The organism is Paracandidimonas lactea (assembly GCF_021653995.1).
Taxonomy (GTDB): Bacteria; Pseudomonadota; Gammaproteobacteria; order Burkholderiales; family Burkholderiaceae_B; genus Allopusillimonas; species Allopusillimonas lactea.
Genome location: NZ_JAJJOZ010000009.1, coordinates 25,735 through 43,830, shown reverse-complemented (window position 1 = coordinate 43,830; position 18,096 = coordinate 25,735). Strand labels below are relative to the sequence as shown.

Below are 18,096 nucleotides of genomic sequence, written 5' to 3'. Positions count from 1 at the left end.
ATCGTTGAACCTCATCATTATTCCTGTAAGCAGGAGGCATTCCATGCAAATGCATTATGTACTGCAGTCCGGCCCTCTAGGGGCGATCACGGCGCGCGGGGCAGATCCCTGGGCGCCGTCGCGCACCGATGGGCCTCATTGGTTGGGTGTGGCCTGGGCCTGCCTGCTGGTCGCGGCGGCCGGTGCGAGCGGAGGGCTGGCGCTGGCATTGCCGCTGGCGTTCGCAGCCGGTGCGGCCCGCCAGATGCGCTACAGCGGGCGCAAGCCGCGCCGCTACGCGCGGAGCGGGTGCTGAACAATGCCAGCGCTATTTGCGCAGCGTATGGCCGATGCCCTGCAGGTACTGCTGCTTCCGCTGCTGGCAGTTTTGGTAGCCGTCTTTCTGTATGCGGTCTACGAACTGGGCAGGCTGGCCATGGCGGCCTGGCAGCGGCGTGGCCGCCGCCCCGGAGAAGCATGGCAGGATTTGCGTTGCTTTACGCTGTTGCATTGGGCGGCTTGCCATCCGGCCGCCAGCGATGGCGACTGGGACATCGCCGCGCGACGGCTGCTCGCATGGCCGCGGCTGCTTATTGTGGCTGCGCCCATGCTGGGGCTGGCGGCTGGCCTTGCCCTGGCGCAAGATGCGGCGGGTGCCTCGGCCGCCATTTTGCAGTGGCCGGTCGGCATGCCGGCGGTTGCGCCCCAGGGCAGCCCGTTCGCGGCCAATGCACTGGCGCCGTTGGCGATCGGCCTGCTTATCTCTGTGCATATGTTGGTCATCGCCACGGTGCGCCGCGGCTGGCTCGACGAGGAACTCGCTTGGCTGCATGCGCGCACCGCCCAGCAGCGTGAGCGCGAAGCCAGGTTGGCTGCGGGTGTGGGTGGGCAGCCGGCAGGGGGCGGGCCCTAGGGGGTTGTGGCTCATGCAGTCGGCCCAAAAGCAGAAGGCCGCGGCAGCGGGCGTGATCGCCGCATGCGGTTTCCCGTTGCGTTTACCGGCGGCGGCTGGTGTAATTTATGCGTTTCCCTTCACCGAGACTGCCTCATGAAACGCATCATTCTTCTGTTGCTCGCCCCGCTGCTCTCCGTTGTACTGACCGGCTGTGGCTATAACGAAATCCAGCGGCTCGATGAACAGGTCAAGGCGTCGTGGTCGCAAGTGCTCAACCAATATGAACGGCGGGCCGATCTGGTGCCCAAGCTCGTCAATTCGGTCAACGCCTACATGGTGAACGAGCGCGCGGTGCTCACGCAGGTCACCGAAGCACGCGCCAAGGTGGGCAGCATCAATATCACCGCCAACGACCTGAAGGATCCAGCCATCATGGCGCGCTTCAATCAGGCACAGGGCGAACTGTCTTCGGCGCTGTCACGGCTGATTGCGGTATCCGAAAACTATCCCCAGCTGAAAAGTGATGGCTTGTTCCGCGATCTGATGACGCAGCTCGAAGGCACGGAAAACCGCCTGGCCACTGAACGGGGCCGCTATGTGCAGGCGGTACAGGCGTACAACCTGTATATCCGTCAGTTCCCGACGTTGATCACCGCCAAGATTTTCGGCTATCAAACGATCCAGAATTACGGCACAGACAAGCAAGACCAGATCACCCGCGATCCTGAAGTCAAGTTCACGCTGCCGGAGCCAGCCAAGCCATGACGTGTACGTGGGCATGTGTTCAACCCATGTCGCGCGCGGGGCGGGGTGATGTCCCGCAGGCGTTGGTGCGCACGAGGCGTGGGCATTACGGCGTCCAGGTCGCGCGGGGTGTGCGGCTGGGTGCGCTTGCGCGCTGCTTGGCATGGCTGGCGTTGTGCGCGGCCATGATCTTTGGCGTGCTGCAGCCTGCACAGGCGCAGCAGGTAAAGGTGCCAGCGCTCAAGAGCTGGGTAACCGACCTGACAAACACGCTGGACGCGGCCACAAAAAACAGCCTGGAACAGAAGCTGGCCGATCTCGACCGCCGCAAGGGGGCGCAGATTGCCGTGCTGATGGTGCCCACCACTGGCGAGGACACGGTTGACAGCTACGCACGGCGGGTATTCGATGCCTGGCGCATCGGCCGCGCCAAGGTTGATGATGGCATCCTGTTTCTGATTGCCAAGGATGATCGCCGGCTGCGCATCGAAGTAGGTTATGGGTTGGAGGGTGCGGTGCCCGATATTGCTGCCGGTCGCATCATTCGCGAGATGGTCGCCCCGCGCTTCAAGCAGGGCGATTTCGCAGGCGGCGTGTCGGCGGGCGTGAGCGCGCTGGTGGGCCTGGTCGATGGCGAGGCCTTGCCGCCCCCGCCCAAGGCAGAGGGTGACGCAGGGCAAGACGAGAGCCCGCTGGCCATGATTGCGCCCATGGCATTCATCGCGTTCTTCATGCCGCCGCTGTTCGCGGCGGCGGCGATCGGTATTTTTGCCTTCCTGCTATTCGGTAGCGTGGCCGGTGCCTTTATCGCCGCGGGCCTGGGTTTCATCGTCGCCAGCGTCGGGCGCGCCCTGGGTGTCAAGAGCCGCCATTTGGGTTCGCGCGCGGCGCGCCGGGGCGGGGTTATTGGCGGCATAGGGGGTGGCTTCGGCGGCGGTTTCGGTGGTGGCGGCGGCTTTGGCGGGGGTGGCGGTTTCGGGGGCGGCGGCGGTGGCAGTAGCGGCGGGGGCGGCGCATCGGGCAGCTGGTAGGTTGCGCCCTTTGGTGCTTTTATCTCACGCAAGCCCAGGCCGATCGCATGTGGCAGTCGCGGTGCATCGCACCTTACTGATCGATGCACGCGGTGTGCAAGCCAATTGAATCAGACACGGAAAGAAAGTGTATGCAACACCCACGTAAATGGAAGGCGATGACCGGGCTGGCCGCGCTCGAGGGGCATTGGCTGCGGCACCGGCATTTTGGAGATGCCCTGCTCGCGCGGGTGGCCGAGCGCATCCGACAGAGCGAGGCTGGCCATACGGGCGAACTGATGATCGCCATCGAGGCCGTCAGCCCCACACACGAGGGCGACAGCGGCTTGCGTGCGCTCGAGGTGTTTGGCCGCTTGCGCGCCTGGGACACGCCGTTGAACACGGGCGTATTGCTGTACTTGGCATTGGATCGGCACGCCATCCATATCATCGCCGATCGCGGTATCCGCGCGGAGAACACGCAATGGGCGGCCATTTGCGATGGCTTGCGCGAGCAATTGCGCCAAGGAAAATTTGAAGACGCCCTGTTCATGGCCATTGATGATATCGAGGCTGTGCTGGCTGGCGCCTGTCCGCCTCTGCCCGAAGGTGCCGTCAATACCAACGATTTGTCGAATCGGCCTGTGCTGCTGTAGCAACTCGGCGGGGGTGGTGCGATCAGTCGCTGGCCAATGCCAAGGCGAGAGACTTCACCGCCTGCCGACGGCGAGAGCCGTTGTCGAAGTCTTCGGACAGGGCTGACCACTGCGGCTGGCTGCGAGCTTCGATGAGGGCGTCGGGCAAGGCCTGTTTGCGCCAGCGTGCCCGTCTGGCTGATTCGGGTTCGTCGGTGCTCACCGCAGCCGCCATTTGTTCGTAGCCCGACGCTACGCCTGCCGCCTCGGCTGCTTCCTGTGCCGCTCCGGCGTGCGCCGCCATTGCCCGCGCTTCTCCGGTATGCGCCGGTTTCAGCTGTGTTGCGAGGGAGGGATCCGCTGCCATCTGCGCTTCGCCTATATGGCCTAGGTCGGCCAGCGCGATGGGGTCTTGTGCGGCATGGCCCCGGCGCTCGAGCGCATCGAGTAGGGCAAGCTGGCGCAAGGCCAGCAGACGCAGCACGGCGTCGTTTACCGTAATCTCGCGATACCCCTGCAGGCGCCCCATGACCCGTTTGCCGAGCTTGTCGGCGCCCTGCCACAGGCCGCCCACGGCAGCGCCCAACAAGGTGGCCGTGCCCAGGCTCAGGCCTGCTGTAAAGACATCGAGTGTGGCACCCGCCATGGCGCCCGCCGCCATGCCCTTGCCGACGTGCAAGCCGAAATCTTTCATGGCCTGCGGATGGAATAAGTCCATGCCCCAGCGCTCGCCCTCCAGGGGTAGCGTGTGAGCGGGGAAGACACTACTGTTGAAGTTATAGCGCTGCAGCAGCGCCCGCACGCAGGCCGTTTCACGTTCACGAACACGGCGGCGCAGGGTTTGGGTAGCCTGTTCCACGGCGTCGTCGTCGGGCTCGGACTGCAGCCGGAATGCGGCCACATCGAGCAGCATCTCAGCGATCAACCGCATGGCATCCTCGCGCCGCAGCTGGTGTTGCTGCGCCACGTCCGCCTTCAAGGCGGCCAGCAGGGGCGCGTGGGTGTCCATCAACAAGGCCAGTTTGTCGTAAAGCTGGGCTTCGCCGTCCAGCGCCGGCGCGACGGTATCGAATTCGGCAATGGCATGCAGGCCCAGGCGGGCCAAGGCCTCACGCCATGCCTTCAAGCGCTGCCGTGGGCCGTGTGTGAAATTGAGCACCGGCAGCAGCGGGTGGCCGCAGGCAGCCAGCAGTGTGAGTTCGTCTTTATGCTTGCCCAATACGGGATCGCGCACATCCACCACATACAGCCCGGCATCGCATTCGAGCAGCTTGCGCAGCACGCGCGCTTCTTGTTCGAACCGGCCACGGCTTTCGGGGCTTTGCAGAAAACGTTGGATGCGGTCGGGGCCGTCCAGACGCTCGCCCGGCGCGGTGAGCCGCTCCAGATAATCGAGCAGGGCGATTCCGTCTTCCATGCCGGGAGTGTCGTACAACTCGATGGCAGGTACGCCATCGACCAGCAGGCGCGCGCCTTCGACGTGACGCGTGGTGCCAGGCCTGTCGCGCACTTCGCCAAAATCGGGGTCGCGCGTGAGCGTGCGCAGCAGCGATGTCTTGCCCGTGTTGGTGTGGCCGACGACGGCCAACCGCAAAAGTGACGGCGAGGTCATGGTCCACCCTCTGTGGGCGCGGATGCTGGAGCCGGTGCCTGGCTTGCGCCCCCCGCCAACCAAACCAGGGATTCGCCCAGGCCGGATTCAATGTCTGTGTCGGCAAAACCCGCCGCCTGCAGGCGTTCACGCCATAGTGCCTCGCGGGAAGACTCGCCCGGCGGCACCGGCAGTGCCAGCCGTGTCTGGCTGGCCAGTTGCGCCAGCTCGGCGACGAGGGCAAGTGTGCCGCGGTCGGGTGTCTGGCGCGCATCGCAGACCAGCAGCATGCGTGCAGGCGTGGCGTGGGTGAGGCGGTCGAGTACGGCCTTGCGCTGCGTGCCGCTGTCGATCACCCCCACATTGGCTACGCCGGCGGCCAAGCCGGGCGGGGGCCAGCGCACGTCGGCGGGTAGCTCGATGCCCGCCAGCAGCGGCTGGCCGGGGCGCAGTGCGGCGGGTGTGGCGGTGCCGATCGCAGGGGTCACGTCTTTGCCGTCGGGGGCATCGATGCCGGCGCGCTCGCTGGCGGGCCAGAGGCGATCGCGCAGCTCCGCAAAACCCGGCAGAGAGGTATCCAGGCGAGGATGACGCAGGCGTGTGGCAGATATTACGAGGCTGATGGCCAGCGCCAGCACGCGGGGCAGCAGGGCGTAGATCACCAGGCAGCCGATGAGCCAGCCCGACCATTGCGCCTGCGCCTCAGCGGGGAGCGCTTGCAGCCCGTCGCTGGCACGGATTAGCTCGGCCGATGGCATGGAGAAACCCAATCGCGATGGCAGCCAGCCCAGCGTCGTTACCGTGGACACGAAGGCGTCGGGGGAAAGCAGCGTGGTTTCCCAATTGAATTGGTAGCGGCGCGTGGACAGCACGGCCAGCATCACCGCCAGCGCACTACCCAGACCCAGGCTCCAGAGCCCATGGCTGACGGCGCCCAGCACCCAGCGCACGGCGTTGTGCCGGGACAGCAGTTCGAGCAATGCGCGGGGCGCCAAGGCGGCGTCGGGCCCGCGCGCGAGCCGCCGTGTAAGCCATAGCCATGCTTCGCCCAGCCAACTGCCGCCGGTAGCCCCGGCCGGCCAGGCAAAGCTGGCGAGCCAGAACAGCAGCGTGAGGGTGTTCAAGCCTAGCAGCGCCGCCAGCGCCAGCATGATATTGACCGGCCGGCTGCCGTCGCCCAGCGCCCCCGATGCGGCGCCCGCGCCAGCGAACAGCGCCGCGACGGCCATGATGAGCAGCGCGGCGCGCGACATGCTTGCCCAGCGTGCAATGGTGGTGTCGAGCTTCTCACGAACGGCCAGCAGGCGCGCGCGTTCGAGAATGCGGGCGGCGAAGTCGCCGCCCCGTGTACGGGCGCGGCGCGCCTCGGCCTCATCATCCAGCGGGCCCCATAGGGTTTCGCGCAGGCGCAGGGTTTCGGCCAGCCAGTAGTCGCGCAGGGTAGAGGGTTCAGGCATCCGCGCGGACGTTGGTGGTGTGGGGACCGAGCCAGCCTGTGAGCTTGCGCTGTGCCTGGGCCTTGACCTCGGGGGTAATGTGGAAGGCGACGGTTGCAAGCGCCGCTGCCATTACCGTGAGGTCATCGGTGTAGCCGACGATGGGTGCCAGGTCGGGCAGTGCATCAAGCGGGAAGATGAAATACCCCAGCGCGCCGAGCATGACCCGCCGCGCCCATTTTGGTGTGGCTGGGTTCTGGACGGCGTAATAGAGATACAGCGCTTTTTCGAGCGCAAACCGGCTGATGCCCTTGACGCCGGGCCCGAGCTTGCGCCAGAAACGAGCCGGCGTGTAGGCCTTGCGGTAGCGGGTGTCGGTCATGTGTCCTCCGGTTTGGATACGCATGGTGCAAACATGATCCATTGTATCCGCAAGGAGAGGAGCGCATGGCGGCGCGCCCCATTGCGTCTGGGCGGCTGGCCGCCGCCCAGGATGACGCGGGGGCCTATGCCTTTTTCTTGACGATGAGCCCGTAGATGAACAGCACAATGATCGCGCCGATGATGGAGCCGATCCAGCCCGCCCCCTCGCCAGGCGCGTACAGGCCCAGCGCACTGCCGAGGTAACCAGCGACCACTGAGCCAACGATGCCCAGGATGACGGTGAGGATGATGCCCAGCTTCTGGTCGCCCGGCATGATAGCCCGTGCGAGCAGGCCTACGATAAAGCCGACGATCAACATGCTGATGATGCCCATGGTGCATTCCTTCTTCTTACGTGTTGAGAACAGCATCCCGCACGGAGGCGCCAGACTGGATGCAGGCTTTGCGTGTTTCCATCATAGGGTGCCTGTATGACACCTGCCATGACGCGACGATGCAAGTTGTATCAATGCATGTCCAGGCCATCGCGCGACAGATAATCCATAGTGGGCATCAAACCCAGCAGATGCTGGGTATACGGGTGCGCGGGCACGGTAAACAGCGTTTCGGTATCGGCCACTTCGAGCAGCTCGCCGTGTCGCATCACGCCAACACGGTCGCACATCTGGCGGATGACCGGCAGGTCGTGGCTGATGAACAGCATGGTCAGGCGCAGTGTTTCCTGCAGATCCTTGAGTAGATTGAGGATCTGGGCCTGGATCGACACGTCCAATGCGGATGTGGGCTCGTCGCAGATCAGAAAACGCGGCCGGGTGGCGAGTGCGCGCGCGATGCAGATGCGCTGACGCTGGCCACCGGAGAACTCGTGCGGAAAGCGCATCAGCGCGCGCTCGCCCAGGCCCACGTAGTCGAGCAGCCCGGAAACGATGCGGCGCACCTCGGCGTCGCTGCGCGCCAGGCGATGAAAACGCATGGGCTCGGCCACGATGTCGAGTACACGCATGCGCGGATTGAGCGACGAGAACGGATCCTGAAACACCATCTGGATCTGCCTGCGGTATCTGCTCATCGCCTGGGGGCTGGCTGTGCCGCCGACATCGATACCCTCGAACTGTATGGCGCCGCTGCTGGGCGTATACAGGCCCGCAATCAGGCGTGCAATCGTGGATTTGCCCGAACCGGACTCTCCGACCAGCCCGAATACCTCGCCTTCGCGCAGCGCGAAGCTGACGCCCTTGACGGCATCGAGCGTAAGGCGTCGGCGGGCGAAAAAGGAGTCGCGCAGCAGAAAGCGCATGCCCAGGCCCTGGACTTGTACAAGCGCCTGATCTGTCTGCCGAGCAGATGTGCGCCGTTCGCGCAGCCAGGCAATGGCCGCCTCTTGCGCTGCCGGGTCGCCAGGCGCTTCGGCGCTTTCGATATAGCTGACCATGGGAAATCGGCGCAGCTTGATGTCTGCGCGCGGCACGGCCGAGATCAGGCTGCGCGTATAGCGGTGCGCGGGCTCGCCCAGCACCTGCCGTGTGGGGCCTTCCTCCATCAACCGGCCGCGGTACAACACGGCGACGCGGTCTGTGACTTCGGCGATTACCCCCATGTCGTGGGTGATCAGGATCATACCGACCTGGCGCTCCTTGCACAGTGCACGCAGCAACGCCAGGATCTGGGCTTGGATGGACACATCCAGGGCGGTGGTGGGTTCGTCGGCGATGATGACTTCGGGTTCGCAGCACAGCGCCAGCGCAATTACCACGCGCTGGCGCATGCCGCCAGAGAACTGATGCGGATACTGCGCCAGCCGTACGTCTGCCTGCTCGATGCCTACGCTTTCCAGCAGGGCAATGGCGCGGGCCCGGGCCTGGGCTGCGTTCAAGCCCAGGTGCAGCCGCATTGTTTCAACGAGCTGCTGTTCTATCGTCTGCAGCGGATCCAACGAGGTCAGCGGATCCTGGAAAATCATGCCAATGCGGCGTCCGCGTATCTTGCGCAAGGCGGCTGGCGGAAGGTGGTCGATGCGTTCGCCATCGAGCAGCACGCGGCCGCCCGTCATTTTTCCGGGAGGCTCCAGCAGCCCGATCACCGCGTTGCCAATGGTGGACTTGCCCGCACCGGATTCGCCCACCACCCCCAGGATCTCGCCTTTGTCCAGTGCCAGGCTGACACCCTGTATCGCCATGACGTTGCCGCGGCGGCTGGCGAACTCGATGTGCAGGTCTTCGATTGTCAGCAGGGCCATGGCATACCTAGCGCAGCTTGGGGTTGAGCGCATCGCGCAGCCAGTCGCCCAGCAGGTTGACAGAGAGCGCCAGCAGCACAAGCGCGACACCCGGGAAGATGGAGATCCACCATTCACCCGAAAACAGATAGCTGTTGCCGATGCGGATGAGTGTGCCCAATGATGGTGTGGTGGGCGGTATGCCCACGCCCAGAAACGAGAGGGTGGCCTCGGTGATGATGGCGATGGCGAGGTGTATGGTGGCAATCACCAATACCGGCCCCATCACATTGGGCAGGATATGGCGGCGCAGAATGGTGAACGGGCGCATGCCGATCAGCCGCGCAGCCTGCACGTATTCCTTGTTGCGCTCTACCATGGTCGCGCCGCGTACGGTGCGCGCGTACTGTACCCACCCCGAAATGCCGATCGCGAAAATCAGCACATACAAGGCCAGGGTATCGTGCAGGTCGCGCGGCAGCAGGCCGCGTGCAATGCCATCGATCAGCAGTGCGATCAAGATCGCGGGAAATGATAGCTGCACATCGGCGATGCGCATGATGACGCTGTCGATGCGCCCGCCCGCATAGCCGCTGATCAGGCCCAGTGAAACGCCTACCACCAGCGAAAACAGCACCGAGGCGATGCCAACCAGCAGCGAAATGCGCGCGCCATAGAGAATTGCAGACAGTAGGTCGCGGCCCTGGTCGTCCGTACCCAGCAGAAAGCGCGGATCGCCATCCGCATGCCAGATGGGCGGCAGGTTGGCGTCCAGCAGATCCAGCGAGGCGAGGTTGAAGGGATCATGCGGCGCCACCCACGGTGCGAGCACGGCGCCCGCGATGATGAGGAACGCCACTGCGGCGGACAGCAGGGCGTGCGGAGAATGGATGAAGCTGTCGAACAGGTCATTGCCGCGCAGGCGGGCCAGCCGGCCCGGGGGCGCCAGGGCTTCGGCGCGCGAGCGCCTTGCCTGGGGTGCGTTTGCCGGTGTTTCCTTTTGGGTCATAACGTGTGTCGCTCAGAAGCAGTGCGCCAAGCGGTCAGGCTTTCTGCACGCGCAGGCGTGGATCGACGGCAAAATAGAGCAGATCCACCACCAGATTGATGATGACGAAAAAAAATGCGATCAGCAGCAAATAGGCTGCCATGACAGGGATGTCGACCACGCCGATGGACTGGATAAAGAGCAAGCCCATCCCGGGCCACTGGAACACCGTCTCGGTAATGATGGAAAAGGCGATGATGGCGCCCAGTTGCAGGCCGGTAATCGTGATCACCGGCACCAGTGTGTTCTTGAGCGCATGGCGGAAATTGATCATGCGCTCGGTCAGCCCGCGCGCCCGGGCAAACTTGATGAAGTCGGCCTGCAGTACTTCCAGCATCTCGGCACGCACCAGCCGCATGATGAGCGTCATCTGGAACAGAGCCAGCGTGAACGCGGGCATGATGATGGACAGCCAGCCGCTGCGAGTCAATAGCCCCGTGCTCCACCAGCCGAGCTGGACCACATCGCCGCGCCCGAAGCTGGGCAGCCAGCGCAGCAGCACGCCAAACACCAGAATCATAAGAATCCCGATCAGAAAGGTGGGCAGCGAGATGCCGATCAACGACAGCGTCATGAACGAGCGGGACAGCAAGCCTTTGCGTCTGAGCGCGGTATACACCCCCATGGGTATACCCAGGCCCAGCGCAATCAGGGCCGAGACGAATGATAGTTCGAGCGTGGCCGGCATGCGGCTCTGGATAAGCTCGCTGACTGGCCGACGCTGCCGATAGGAGGTGCCGAAGTCGCCCCGTGCCGCATTACCCATGAAGCGGGCGTACTGCGTCAGGAACGGGTCATTCAGGCCCAATCGTTCGCGCAACTGTTCGCGCTGCGCGAGCGTGGTGTCCTGCCCCACCATGTTGCTGATCGGGTCGCCCACATAGCGGAACATGCTGAAGGCGATCAAGCCCACAGCCAGCATCACGAACACCGACTGCGCCAGCCGGCGCATGACGAAGCCCAACATGCAGTCAGGGCATCACGACATTACGGATGTCCAGCACGTCATCGGCCCGCTGGGCAACCTTGATGCCTTTGCGCACCCCCCACGACATCGGCTGTTGGTGCAGCGGTAGATAACCATAGTCGTTGCGCAGCATGGTGAAGGCTTCCTTGATCATCTGGTTGCGCTTGACCTGATCGGTTTCGACCTCGATCCTGGCCAGCAGGACATCGATCTCCTTGTTGCAATAACCGCCCAGATTGAACTGCCCCGAGGCAGTCTTGCTGTCGCGGCAGGCGACCAGGTTCTTGAGCACGTTCGCCGCATCGATGGAACTGGGCGTCCAGCCCAGCATGTACATACTGGTGTTATTGCCCGCCTGCAGCAGAATCTTGGCAAAGTATTTGGATTTGGTCTGCGCCAGAAGGTCAATCTTGATGCCTACGCGCGCCAGCATGCTGGCCACGGCCTGACAGATCTTTTCATCGTTGACGTAGCGATCATTGGGGCAGTCCAGCTGTACGCTGAAGCCGTCGGGGTAGCCCGCGTCGGCCAACAGCTTCTTGGCCTTGGCCACGTCTGGTTTGTAGGGTTTGCCGAAGGATTCGTCGTAGCCGTTGATCTTGTCGGCCATGACGGTGCCGAGCGGGTTGGCGGCGCCGCGCATGATTTTCTTGTTGATGACATCGGTGTCTACCGCCAGTACGACGGCTTCGCGCACACGCTTGTCCTTGAACGGGTTTTTGCCTTTGACGCTTGAGAACAGCAGTTCGTCGCGATGTTGATCCATGCCGATGAACACGGCGCGTGCTTCGGGCTCATTGAGCACGGCGGCATTGGGTTCGTTTTCCAGGCGCGGCCAGTCTTGTACCGGAACGGGCATGACCAGGTCCATCTCGCCGGAGATCAGCGCAGCGACCCGGGTGGCTTCCTGGGAGATGGGCTGGAACACGATATCGGTGACGTTGCTGGGCATGTCTTTGTCCCAGTAGCCGTCATAGCGCTTGAGCGTGGTCTTGACGTCGGGCTGGCGATCGACAATGGTGAAGGGGCCCGTGCCGTTCTCGTGCATTGCAGCATAGTTGCTGGCGCCGCCCTTGACGTTGGCAGCTTCGGTGGTGTTGTGCTTTTCGGCCCACGACTTGCTCATGATGTAGAGAAAAATCCAGTCGCGCGGCAAAATGGGATTGGGCTGCGGGGTGGTGACTTCTACCGTGTGGTCGTCGATCTTGCGGATGTCGGACGCCTTGGCGCCGTAGCCTTTCATGTCCGAGCCTTCCGTCAGGCTGCGCTTCCAGGAGAAGATCACATCGTCGGCGGTAAAAGGCGAGCCGTCATGGAAGGTGACGCCTTCGCGCAGATGGAAGATCCACTTGGTGGGCTCGGGGTTTTCCCATTTTGTGGCCAGCCGGGGCACCAGCTTCAGGTCTTTGTCGTAGGCCGTCAGGGTTTCATAGAACCAGCTTTGCAACCCCAGAGTGAAGGTTTCGTTCAGCGACATGGGGTCGAGTGACATCATGTCGCCCTGGTAGGCCCAGCGGAAGGTTTTGCCTTGCTGCGCCGCGGCACTTGGTACAACCGCGCCAAGCGTTGCCGCGAGCAGGGCCGCCATCGCCGTATGCCTGAGAATGTGCTTCAGTTCCATCATGCGTCTCCTGCCTTGATCGAGGGTTAGAGTGATGCAGATTGCACGTGAGACCGTGCCGACGCGCCATGGCTGGCTTTTGGCGAGCAGGTGGGCGGGTCGTGTGGGGAAGCGCTTACAGCCGCCCCAGTGTAGTGACCGAAGCCCGTGTTGAAAATGTGGGTAATCCCCATGCCCATGCCCAAAACCCGGCGCGCTGCAGTATGCTGCATCTTATGGACACCCCACGGGAAACCTTGCGTCTGTTTTTCGCTCTGTGGCCGTCCGCCGAGGATGCCAGCCGCATCATGGCCTGGGCCCGGGCGGCGCACGATTTGTGCGGCGGTCGGATCATGCGTCCGGAAACCCTGCACCTTACGCTGGCTTTTCTCGGGGCGACGCCTGCGAGTCAGGCAGCGGCGCTTATCGAAGCCGCGCCAGGCTGGCCCGCGCCGGTAGCGCCGCTTGCGCTGGCGCATTTCGGTCGCTTTATCGGGCCACGCATCGTTTGGGCCGGCCCGTCGGGCGAGGGCCGCATCCGCTGGCTTGATGCGTTGTACGACGACATCTGGGCGCGCTTGGTCAGCATGGGTTGGGCACGGCCGGCGGGTGTATTCAGGCCTCATGTGTCGCTGTTGCGCCGTGCGGGGCCCTGCGAACTGGGCGGGCTGAGCCAGCCACCGCTGGTCTGGACGCCTGCGCAATGCGTGCTGGTGGCGTCGCAGCCGGCCGAGTCGGGTTCTTATTACCGCGTAGTGGCGCGCATGCCTCTGCAGGCAGCCGGTGCGCAGTAAAGTAGGTAGCAGGGGTGCTTGGCCGGTGCGGCAGGCGGCGCAAGCCGGGGGCACCGGGTGCGTTCATTCATGCACATAGGAGGCCATCATGTTGCTCGAAGGTTCCTGTCACTGTGGCGCGGTGCAGTTTTCGGTTGCCAGCAGTAATCCATATCCCTATCAGCGCTGTTATTGCACGATATGCCGCAAGACGCAGGGCGGCGGCGGATATGCCATCAATCTGTCGGGCGATGCCCGCACCCTCAAGCTCAAGGGCGCTGAGAACGTCACCGTCTACCACGCTGTGATCAACCGCGGCGGTGGCGAGGATCCACGCGTCAGTTCGGCCGAACGGCATTTTTGTGCCCTATGCGGTAGTGCGCTCTGGCTGTTCAGCCCTGAATGGCCCGATCTGATCCATCCGTTCGCCAGTGCCATCGACACCAACTTGCCGATCCCGCCCGAGCGTACGCATCTGTTTCTGGATTCCAAGGCTTCGTGGGTAGAAATCGAAGCCAAGCAGGGTGACCAGATGTACCGGGAATATTCCGAGGAATCCATTGCGCAGTGGCATGAGCGGCTGGGCCTGGAGGGCCGCGACCAGTAAGCCTGCAGGCGTACGGAAGGCGGGCCGGCTGCCCCGGCGCCGAGGTCGCGAACGGCGAAGTGGCTAAAATGGCGCTTATCGCATTCCACCCTCAAAGGCACCGACCGCAATATGGACGACAGTAGTTTCAGTTTAAAGAAAATAGCCGTCCCCGCTTTCGGTCCGTCTCTGCTGTTTGGCCTGGGTAATGGTGCCTTCCTGCCCGTGGTCGCGCTCAGCGCGCGTGACGCCGGCGCTTCGCCCGCCATTGCGGGCCTGATTGTCGCCCTGATCGGGTTCGGCTCGCTGGCGGCCAATATTCCGGCGGCCCTGATCACCAGCCGCATCGGTGAGCGCCGTGCGCTGTTGGGGGCTTCGGCCATCACCGTGCTGGCGCTATTGATGTTCATCGTGTCGATGCAGCCAGTGGTGCTTTCTGTGGCGGCTCTTCTCATTGGGGTCGCAACCGCCGTCTTCTACCTTGCCCGCCAGACCTATCTCATCGAGGTCGTACCCTTTGGCATGCGTGCCCGTGCACTATCGATGCTTGGCGGCGTGAATCGCATCGGCATGTTCATCGGCCCATTTGCGGGGGCGGGGCTGATGCATTTCATGGGCCTGGCCGGCGCATACTGGTTCGGCATTGTGGCGCTGCTGGCTGCCGGCGTGGTGTCATACTACATGCCCGAGCTGCGGGTGGACGATAAACGGGCCCAAGGTGTCGCAGTGCCGCCGCGCGTGGGGCAAGTCGCGCGAGCGCACGCGCGGGTATTCCTGACGCTGGGCCTTGGCATTCTGCTGATCAGCGCCATGCGTGCCGCGCGGCAGATCGTGATCCCGCTCTGGGGCGATCACATCGGCCTGGGGCCGGCCGCAACATCGGTTATCTTCGGCCTGTCATCCGCGGTGGACATGCTGGTCTTCTATCCGGCAGGCAAGATCATGGACCAATGCGGCCGGCTGTGGGTGGCCCTCCCTTGTACGCTCATCATGGGCCTGTCGCTTGTCCTCATGCCGCTTTCCACCGGCACAATTTCCTTCATGATGATTGCCATGCTGCTGGGCATCGGCAATGGCTTCGGATCGGGCATCAATATGACGCTGGGCGCCGATGCGTCGCCCGAGCACGGGCGTACGGAATTTCTGGGCCTGTGGCGCTTGATCAGCGACGTGGGCACTTGCGCCGGGCCCTTCGTGCTGTCGGGCGTCACGGCGCTGCTGTCGCTGGGCGCAGGCATCGCCGTAACAGGCGCCTTCGGGTTTGTGGCGGCGGCGCTGTTCTGGCACTGGCTGCCGCATACGAGGCTGCGGCGCTGACGCTTGCCGTTCGACGCATAGCGGGCATTCAACGCCGCCACCTCAACGCGCGCCATTGCGAACCAGCCCGTGGCTGCAATGCGTCAGCTGTTTCGCTCCGTCTGCATAAGCAATTCGCTGCCCCGCTCTCCGATGGCAAGTGCTGCCGCATTGGTGTTGCCCGATATCAGGGAGGGCATCACAGAGGCATCGATCACCCACAAGTTTTCTATGCCATTGACTTTCAGATCAGGTGTCACCACGGCATGGGGATCCCGGCCCATCCGGCAGGTGCCGACCGGATGATAGATCGAGGTGCCGTTATCTCTGGCGAAGGCGAGAATCTCGTCGTCGCTTTGCGCGGCCGGGCCAGGCGTAAATTCTCCCTGGATAAGGTGGCTGATCGGTGGCGTCGATGCCAGCCGGCGCGTGAGCTTGACACTGCGTATGGCGGCCTCGCAGTCGGCCTGTGCACTTAGGTAATTGGCGTGGATGCGGGGGTGTGCGGCGGGATCCGCGCTCTTGAGCAGCAGCTCACCTCTGCTTTGTGGGCGCAGGTAGCATACGCTGTAGGTAATGCCGGGGAAGGCGTGGGGAACACGCGTCTCGCCGTCTATGCTGTAGTTGGAAAAGTGGTATTGGAGATCGGGGGTTGCGGCATTGGGCGTGCTTCGCGCAAAAAGCGCTGTCTGCGCCGTGGGATATGCCATGGGGCCCGACCGGTGCGCGACATAGTCCCACACCATGCGTGCCTTGCCGAATATCGAGCGGGCTTGCTCGTTGAAGGTAATGGGCTGATGCAGCCGGTAAACCATGCGCAGTTGCAGGTGATCCTGCAGGTTTTTTCCCACGCCGGGGGCGTCGTGCAATACCGGGATGCCCTGTGACCGCAGGTGTTCCCCCGGGCCGATACCCGAAAGCATCAGGAGTTGCGGCGAGTTGATGGCACCGCCCGCCAGTATTACCCCCTTGCGTGCGCGCAGCTGCCGAATCTGGCCCTCGGAACGGCATACGATGCCGCAGGCCCGCTTGCCGTCGAACTCGATGCGGTGCGCCAGCGTGTTCACCATCACATGCAGGTTGCGTCGCGCGCGGATGTTTTTCAGATAGCCCGTTGCGGCGCTGCTGCGTATGCCGCGCTTGATGGTTGTCTGGTAATAGCCAACGCCTTCTTGTGTTGCGCCGTTCAGGTCGGGATTGAATGCAAAGCCCGCCGCTTCGCCCGCGGCAATGAAGGCGTCCCATATGGCATGCCGGTTGGTGCGGTCCTCGACCCGTATTGGCCCGCCTGTGCCATGGAACGCGTCGGCCCCGCGCCCCTGATCTTCGCACTTCTTGAACAGGCGCAGCATCGTGTCCCAGCCCCAGCCAGTTGCGCCTTCGCGCTCCCAGCGGTCGAAGTCTTCTTTCTGGCCGCGAATATAGACCATGCCATTGATGCTGCTCGACCCGCCGATCACCCTGCCGCGCGGCCAGTACAGGCTGCGGTTGTTCATGCCTGGATCAGGTTCTGTTTTATAGAACCAGTTATAGCGGGAGGACTTGAGCAGGTAGGAGATGCCTATTGGGATATGAATCCATTTATCGGTGTCCCAGGGGCCTGCTTCGACCAACGCGACGGTGCGGGTAGGGTCTTCGGTCAGTCGATTGGCAAGCACACAGCCTGCGCTGCCCGCACCGACGATGATGTAATCAAAGAGTTCTGGTGTGATGGCCGCGGACATGTCGGATTATTCCCGGAGTTGGCGTTGTGGGGGGGGGTGGAACCTGCCGGAGCGCGTTCAACTGAGCGGGATGTTGGCCTTCTTGACGATATCCCTATACAACTCGGATTGTGCGCGGATGAATGATTGCGCCTGCGCGGGCGGCAGCCCCACGGGAACCACCTGCAGCTTGTGCAGCCCCGTCTTCACCTCATCGCTTGCAAGCGCCGCCGAGACGGCTTCATACAGGCGGTCGATCACGGCTTGGGGGGTGCCCTTGGGCGCGGACAGCGCATACCAGATATTGATGTCGAAACCAGGAAAGCCGAACTCGGCGAGACTGGGTATGGTCGGTGAAAAAGAGGAGCGTTTCGGCTGCGTCACCGCCAGCGCATTGATGCGCCCCGATTGCACCATGGGCAGGCCGGTGAACAGCCCATCGAACATGGCGTCGACCTGCCCGCCGGCCAGAGCATGCACCGCCTCCACGCCTTTGTACGGAATGTGATTGAGCGTGGTGTTTGTTTCGTTCTGGAATATCTCGGCGATGAGGTGCGTGGACGTCCCGATGCCGTAAGAGGCATACGATACCTTGCCAGGATTCTGTCGCGCATAGGAGATGAACTCGGAGAGAGTCTTCACCGGCAGCTTGGGGTTCACCCCTAGCATAATGGGGGTATAAGCGACGTAGCTGATGGGGATGAGATCCCTCTGTGCGTCGAAGGGCGGTGTGTGAAAAAGATGCGGGACGATGCTGTAAGTCGTATTGGTCGACAGCAGCAGTGTGTAGCCGTCCGCAGGCGAGTTGATGACATCCTTGGTGCCGATAATCGTGCTGGCACCTGGCTTGGCGACGATCACAATCGGGACATCGAGCGTCTTGCTCATCTGCGCGGTAATGACACGTGCCAACGTATCTGTGCCGCCACCCGCCGAATAGGGGATGACGATTTTAATGGGGCGGTCCGGATAGTTGCCGGCAGCGGCGGGTTGACTGGCGGCGCCAAGCGCCAGCGCAAGCGCGAAGGGCGCGGCGAGCAGGGTGCGGCGTAGCGTTCGTGGCGACACTGACAGACCAGTGATTGCAGCGGGAGACAACTTCCTGAATGGATGCTTCATGGGTAACGTCCTTACGGCTGGTTGTTGATTGCGTGGTGCTGCGTGTAGGTCTGGAATTCTATGTAATTGCCTATAGTGCAACAAAGATTCCATTAAATGGAACGAAATGGAGGGG

18 protein-coding genes are annotated in these 18,096 nt (G+C 63.2%); 8 read left to right on the top strand and 10 right to left on the bottom strand.

Features of this window, described 5'->3' with window-relative positions:
* Positions 1–43 precede the first annotated feature (43 nt).
* From LOL23_RS15380 to LOL23_RS15360, 5 genes are all read left to right on the top strand, one after another.
* Positions 44–295 carry a hypothetical protein gene (locus LOL23_RS15380; RefSeq protein WP_160977237.1) on the top strand — a complete coding sequence of 84 codons (252 nt, stop codon included), beginning with the start codon at positions 44–46 and terminating at the stop codon, positions 293–295.
* A gap of 3 nt (positions 296–298) precedes the next feature.
* Entirely contained in the window at positions 299–892 is a 594-nt protein-coding gene (locus LOL23_RS15375; protein WP_160977235.1) for a hypothetical protein, read from the top strand.
* Positions 893–1,027: 135 nt separating this feature from the next.
* Entirely contained in the window at positions 1,028–1,639 is a 612-nt protein-coding gene (locus LOL23_RS15370) for a LemA family protein (protein ID WP_160977233.1), read from the top strand.
* Positions 1,636–2,649, top strand: coding sequence for a TPM domain-containing protein (locus LOL23_RS15365; protein ID WP_237173838.1), 1,014 nt, complete (start codon positions 1,636–1,638; stop codon positions 2,647–2,649). The genes LOL23_RS15370 and LOL23_RS15365 overlap by 4 nt, the downstream gene beginning before the upstream one ends.
* A 131-nt stretch (positions 2,650–2,780) precedes the next feature.
* The gene (locus LOL23_RS15360) at positions 2,781–3,284 is read left to right on the top strand and encodes a TPM domain-containing protein (protein WP_160977231.1); all 504 of its coding nucleotides are present in this window, start codon (positions 2,781–2,783) and stop codon (positions 3,282–3,284) included.
* A 22-nt stretch (positions 3,285–3,306) separates the two neighbouring features.
* Here the strand turns inward: LOL23_RS15360 and LOL23_RS15355 are convergent, their stop codons facing one another.
* From LOL23_RS15355 to LOL23_RS15320, 8 genes are all read right to left on the bottom strand, one after another.
* Positions 3,307–4,875, bottom strand: a complete 1,569-nt coding sequence (locus LOL23_RS15355; protein WP_160977229.1) for a GTPase/DUF3482 domain-containing protein — start codon at positions 4,873–4,875, stop codon at positions 3,307–3,309.
* Positions 4,872–6,311 (bottom strand): DUF2868 domain-containing protein, encoded by a 1,440-nt coding sequence (locus LOL23_RS15350; protein WP_160977227.1) that lies wholly within the window; start codon positions 6,309–6,311, stop codon positions 4,872–4,874. Before LOL23_RS15350 ends, LOL23_RS15355 begins: the two co-directional genes overlap by 4 nt.
* Positions 6,304–6,672, bottom strand: coding sequence for a YkvA family protein (locus tag LOL23_RS15345; RefSeq protein ID WP_160977225.1), 369 nt, complete (start codon positions 6,670–6,672; stop codon positions 6,304–6,306). The genes LOL23_RS15350 and LOL23_RS15345 overlap by 8 nt, the downstream gene beginning before the upstream one ends.
* A gap of 124 nt (positions 6,673–6,796) precedes the next feature.
* On the bottom strand, positions 6,797–7,048 hold the full coding sequence (locus LOL23_RS15340) for a GlsB/YeaQ/YmgE family stress response membrane protein (protein ID WP_160977223.1): 252 nt from the start codon (positions 7,046–7,048) through the stop codon (positions 6,797–6,799).
* A 131-nt stretch (positions 7,049–7,179) separates the two neighbouring features.
* A complete protein-coding gene (locus tag LOL23_RS15335) occupies positions 7,180–8,910 on the bottom strand; it encodes a dipeptide ABC transporter ATP-binding protein (protein ID WP_160977221.1) in 1,731 nt (576 codons plus the stop codon).
* Between the two features lie 7 nt (positions 8,911–8,917).
* Positions 8,918–9,898 carry an ABC transporter permease gene (locus tag LOL23_RS15330; RefSeq protein ID WP_160977219.1) on the bottom strand — a complete coding sequence of 327 codons (981 nt, stop codon included), beginning with the start codon at positions 9,896–9,898 and terminating at the stop codon, positions 8,918–8,920.
* Positions 9,899–9,932: 34 nt separating this feature from the next.
* Positions 9,933–10,904 (bottom strand): ABC transporter permease, encoded by a 972-nt coding sequence (locus LOL23_RS15325; protein WP_160977217.1) that lies wholly within the window; start codon positions 10,902–10,904, stop codon positions 9,933–9,935.
* A gap of 4 nt (positions 10,905–10,908) precedes the next feature.
* The gene (locus LOL23_RS15320) at positions 10,909–12,525 is read right to left on the bottom strand and encodes an ABC transporter substrate-binding protein (RefSeq protein WP_237173886.1); all 1,617 of its coding nucleotides are present in this window, start codon (positions 12,523–12,525) and stop codon (positions 10,909–10,911) included.
* 203 nt (positions 12,526–12,728) lie between these two features.
* On the opposite strand from LOL23_RS15320, the gene thpR reads away from it, so the two are divergent.
* From thpR to LOL23_RS15305, 3 genes are all read left to right on the top strand, one after another.
* Positions 12,729–13,298: an RNA 2',3'-cyclic phosphodiesterase gene (gene thpR, locus LOL23_RS15315; protein ID WP_237173837.1), complete on the top strand. Its 570-nt coding sequence runs from the start codon at positions 12,729–12,731 to the stop codon at positions 13,296–13,298.
* Positions 13,299–13,386: 88 nt separating this feature from the next.
* Entirely contained in the window at positions 13,387–13,884 is a 498-nt protein-coding gene (locus tag LOL23_RS15310) for a GFA family protein (protein ID WP_160977213.1), read from the top strand.
* Between the two features lie 111 nt (positions 13,885–13,995).
* Positions 13,996–15,180 carry an MFS transporter gene (locus tag LOL23_RS15305; RefSeq protein ID WP_160977211.1) on the top strand — a complete coding sequence of 395 codons (1,185 nt, stop codon included), beginning with the start codon at positions 13,996–13,998 and terminating at the stop codon, positions 15,178–15,180.
* An 83-nt stretch (positions 15,181–15,263) separates the two neighbouring features.
* On the opposite strand, the gene LOL23_RS15300 is transcribed toward LOL23_RS15305, so the two are convergent.
* Together LOL23_RS15300 and LOL23_RS15295 are read right to left on the bottom strand one after the other, a co-directional pair.
* Positions 15,264–16,883 carry a GMC family oxidoreductase gene (locus tag LOL23_RS15300; protein WP_237173836.1) on the bottom strand — a complete coding sequence of 540 codons (1,620 nt, stop codon included), beginning with the start codon at positions 16,881–16,883 and terminating at the stop codon, positions 15,264–15,266.
* A gap of 57 nt (positions 16,884–16,940) precedes the next feature.
* On the bottom strand, positions 16,941–17,981 hold the full coding sequence (locus tag LOL23_RS15295) for a Bug family tripartite tricarboxylate transporter substrate binding protein (RefSeq protein ID WP_160977207.1): 1,041 nt from the start codon (positions 17,979–17,981) through the stop codon (positions 16,941–16,943).
* Positions 17,982–18,096: the final 115 nt, after the last annotated feature.